The sequence below is a fragment of the uncultured Tateyamaria sp. genome, assembly GCF_947497045.1.
Lineage (GTDB): Bacteria > Pseudomonadota > Alphaproteobacteria > Rhodobacterales > Rhodobacteraceae > Tateyamaria.
Genome location: NZ_CANMEU010000036.1, coordinates 1 through 3,338, shown reverse-complemented (window position 1 = coordinate 3,338; position 3,338 = coordinate 1). Strand labels below are relative to the sequence as shown.

Annotated in this window: 3 protein-coding genes and 1 other annotated feature; of the genes, 1 reads left to right on the top strand and 2 read right to left on the bottom strand. The window is 47.6% G+C overall.

All coding sequences use genetic code 11. From position 1 onward, the window contains the following. Window positions 1-391: 391 nt before the first annotated feature. A complete protein-coding gene (locus tag Q0859_RS21360) occupies window positions 392-1,027 on the bottom strand; it encodes an acyl-homoserine-lactone synthase (RefSeq protein ID WP_299155171.1) in 636 nt (211 codons plus the stop codon). A 761-nt stretch (window positions 1,028-1,788) separates the two neighbouring features. Next, window positions 1,789-2,010: a DDE-type integrase/transposase/recombinase gene (locus tag Q0859_RS21600; protein WP_366523244.1), complete on the bottom strand. Its 222-nt coding sequence runs from the start codon at window positions 2,008-2,010 to the stop codon at window positions 1,789-1,791. Window positions 2,011-2,330: 320 nt separating this feature from the next. Then, window positions 2,331-2,448: a sequence feature (AL1L pseudoknot), on the bottom strand. A 490-nt stretch (window positions 2,449-2,938) separates the two neighbouring features. Between Q0859_RS21600 and Q0859_RS21355 the strand changes: the two genes are divergently transcribed. Further along, complete coding sequence (locus Q0859_RS21355; RefSeq protein ID WP_299155168.1) at window positions 2,939-3,133, top strand: hypothetical protein; 195 nt, start codon at window positions 2,939-2,941, stop codon at window positions 3,131-3,133. Window positions 3,134-3,338: the final 205 nt, after the last annotated feature.

Below are 3,338 nucleotides of genomic sequence, written 5' to 3'. Positions count from 1 at the left end.
TCTTCATCAGAATCTCCTCTTTCATCATTCGAGAAAATTCTACTTCAGCACACCCCTAAATTTCGGGGGGATTACCCAATCAGGTGAGCCTAATATTGTGCATGATCCACGCCCTGCGCTGCACAAATGCGTGCGAGCCTGTCTTGGTCGCGCCAGAAAATCGGCAGGCGCAGGGTCTTTGGATTGTTATCCGCTGCGTCCATTGCGGATGAGCGCAAGTCTCACCTCAACCAAAGTTGTTGTCGTAGTACGGTCACCCCTACTACGGCATAGATTTTCTGAAGTGTGAAAATTGAGCTAGTGTTCAGCTCCAGCGTGCAAAACCTATGCAGGTTGGAACCAGACTAGGACGCAGGACATCACAGCTACCGCCTATAATCTATTACGCAACTTAGGCTCTCTTTCTTGGTGAGATCGGTAGTTGAAGCCTCGAATTCACAAAGAATAACTCCATTTCTGTTTCAGACAGACCGCTACGCTCCAACATCTTATCATATTCCGAAGAACTGTAATCCCACAGCCCTACACCAATAATGTTCTCACGCCCTTCAGACCAACCGATTACTGTTGGTCTTGAACCCAGCCGGCGGTAGATCGGAAGCATCTTCTGATCGAACACGCCAACAAAACTGCGCAGGCCTAATTCTTTCATAATTTTGCCGCCTGCTGCAAGAAGTTTGATCGCCGCGCTTCCTTTTGCAGATGGCGATATGCAGAACCTAGTGCACTCCCAGATAAGAGGACTCTCAACCTTCACTCCATTCATAATCTGAATAAAGTGCTCGTTAACCATTGTACGCCCAACAGTAGGTAGCAGTCTCATCGATGCTTGGTGCCTATTTTTTTCATCGGCTACAACTACATATAATGGATTGAGTTGGTCATATTCGTCTCGCTCTTCTCCCACAGCATTTACATTTACGTCCCACCCCAATCTGTGATGAAATTGCTCAGCGCGGTCGATGAACATAGATCGCGCCAAGCCTGACTTACGTGTCAACGTGTTCCCAAATTCAAAGTGTACCATATTCTTTCCTCTCTTGTGAGAAGAGGCACTCTGAAATGGTATGGTTAACGGTCTCTTTGCCATGCGAGCGGTGAGCAAGCGGGTCACGCAACACTTGATACAATATTGCGTTAAGGTAAAGCCAAGGCGTCAAAAATGTATATCGGCTCGCAGCGGTGACGCTACAAATTTCACAATTTCAACGGGCGTTCAAGAACTCAATTTCCGTGTGAGCTCATTTCAACGAACTATTATCATATTTATAACAAACTAAAAAGAAAATAACTTACATAATTATTCTAAAAATGTAGGTATCTGATGAAATACAAAAAGAAATACTTGCTATTACATAGCCAGTAGGCTGAATGAATGGTATCGAGGGCTAGAAATCGATACCATTCTAATATTTATTTTAAGTTTTTCTTTGATGAGTTTAGTGACTGCTCAAATTTGGTGTATTTTTTCTAGGTTTCTAAATTGTTAAGATCGGCACTGAACTCGGTAGAAAACAAAAAATACTTTGCTGGAAACAACCAGCCGGACCTCGGACCCGACTTTATTTCAACCCTAGGGAGATTCAATTGGTGATTGTTGATCCTAAAGATCTATTCAGTGGTAGCGTATTCCGCTGCTTCAAAGTTGCGCCGTGGGCCGCGTCTGTGAATAAGTTCAGTTTTAAACAGGTCGTTGATCTTCTCAGCCCAAACACTGTCATAGGTATCCCCGACGCCGCCCACAGAAGGTGCAATCATCGCCTCTGCCAACCGTTGGGTGTACCTAATCTACAGATACTGCGACCCGCCGTCCGAGTGATGCAACGGTTGGTGCTGTGCTGGCCTGCGTTGATAATAGGCCTGCTTAAGAGCGTCGAGGACCATGCTAACATGTGCCGTGCGCCTTGCCCGCGGACCAACGATCCTTTGGGCAAACACGTCGATGACGAAAGCCACATAGACAAACAGTTGCCACGTTACGACATCGGTGTAATTCTTGACCGATGGCAGGTTGGGTGCAGGCGTAAGGAACCCTGCGGTTCACCCTCTCCACTGGAAGAGGTAATTCCCTGTCAATGATGGTCGTTCTAAGCTTCTTTGCCGCGGATGACGCCTGAGATCCCTAGGTCCTTTAACAAGCGGGCCACCATACAGCGTGAATTGTCAGAGCTTTCCCTATGCAATTGATGCCAGATTTAAGGCACGCCGAAGACCTTCGGGTTCTCAACAAAGACCCGCTCAATCTCAGGCTTCCGTTCTTCGTCTCGCTTTACGGGGACCGAACGGCGCGAAGGACCAGCCTGCTCGGCCAAATGATCATAGAAAGTGGCTGGAGCAATCGGCAGAACCTTGCAAATCGGCTCTACCACCATGATCAGCGGGGTGATCCTCAAGGAACTAGATCATTCTTTAAGCGGGCGGTCGAGCTTAGTCTAAGCAAGATATGCAGACGCTTTGCGAAGAATCTCTTTGGCCCGCTTGAGCTCACAGACTTCGCGTTCCAGCGCCTTCATCGTCTCAGCTTGCTCGGTGGTGACCTCGCCGCTCTGACCCGTATCGATTTCGACGTTCTTCACTCATTCGTTTAGTGTCTAAGACGCACAACCGATCTTCGCTGAAATCGACAGGAGAGCAGACCAGCGGCTGCCATGCTGCTCTCAATTGTCCAAAACCATCCGCACCGCACGTTCATGTGCGCCCGGCGAACACTTGTTGGTTGTCCTCTTCATAATGCTTCATACTATTCATGAGTTGGAGCCTCCGGCAAACCCGGCGCGGTTCAGACCGCCTCTTCTCGCTCACCGATGAATTACGCGACTTTCCGCCGGGCATCGGTGGAAGACCGCTGATGTTCATTTATGGTCGATGCGCGTTAACCCGTCGTTAAGACTCTTAGCGCCCTCTGTTGTTCATTCAGTTTATATTAAGGAAATGCAAAATGACGACAACAGAGCTACTACATAGAACCATTTACGCAGCTTCGTTAGCGAGACTAGAAGGTTTCGAGAATACCTATTTTTCCTTGATCAAGATTGCTGAGTCACTGACAGATCAGCAGGTTGACTTGGAGGAAATTGTAGCTGCACAGGCAGTAGCGCCTCACTTGGAGAATAGTAGTTTAAAAGTCATTTAGTCTTGCAACAGATCTTGTTGCACAAATCGGCTGAAGAATTCATCTTTTAAATTCAGCTTAATAGCTGGTGACCTGCTCCAACGTGAGTCCGCGACTATGAGCTAGCTCTGTTCAGTTTCGATGTGCCAACGTGTCCGTCATCAAATGGTTTGAGACAGATGGCGGTTTGACTTTGAGGAGTCGTCGCTCATCTGGGCTTAGTTAA

Excerpts from the sequence above, each read along its gene's own strand:
- Q0859_RS21360 (WP_299155171.1), bottom strand. The coding sequence starts at position 1,027 with ATGGTACACTTTGAATTTGGGAACACGTTGACACGTAAGTCAGGCTTG.
- Q0859_RS21355 (WP_299155168.1), top strand. The coding sequence starts at position 2,939 with ATGACGACAACAGAGCTACTACATAGAACCATTTACGCAGCTTCGTTA.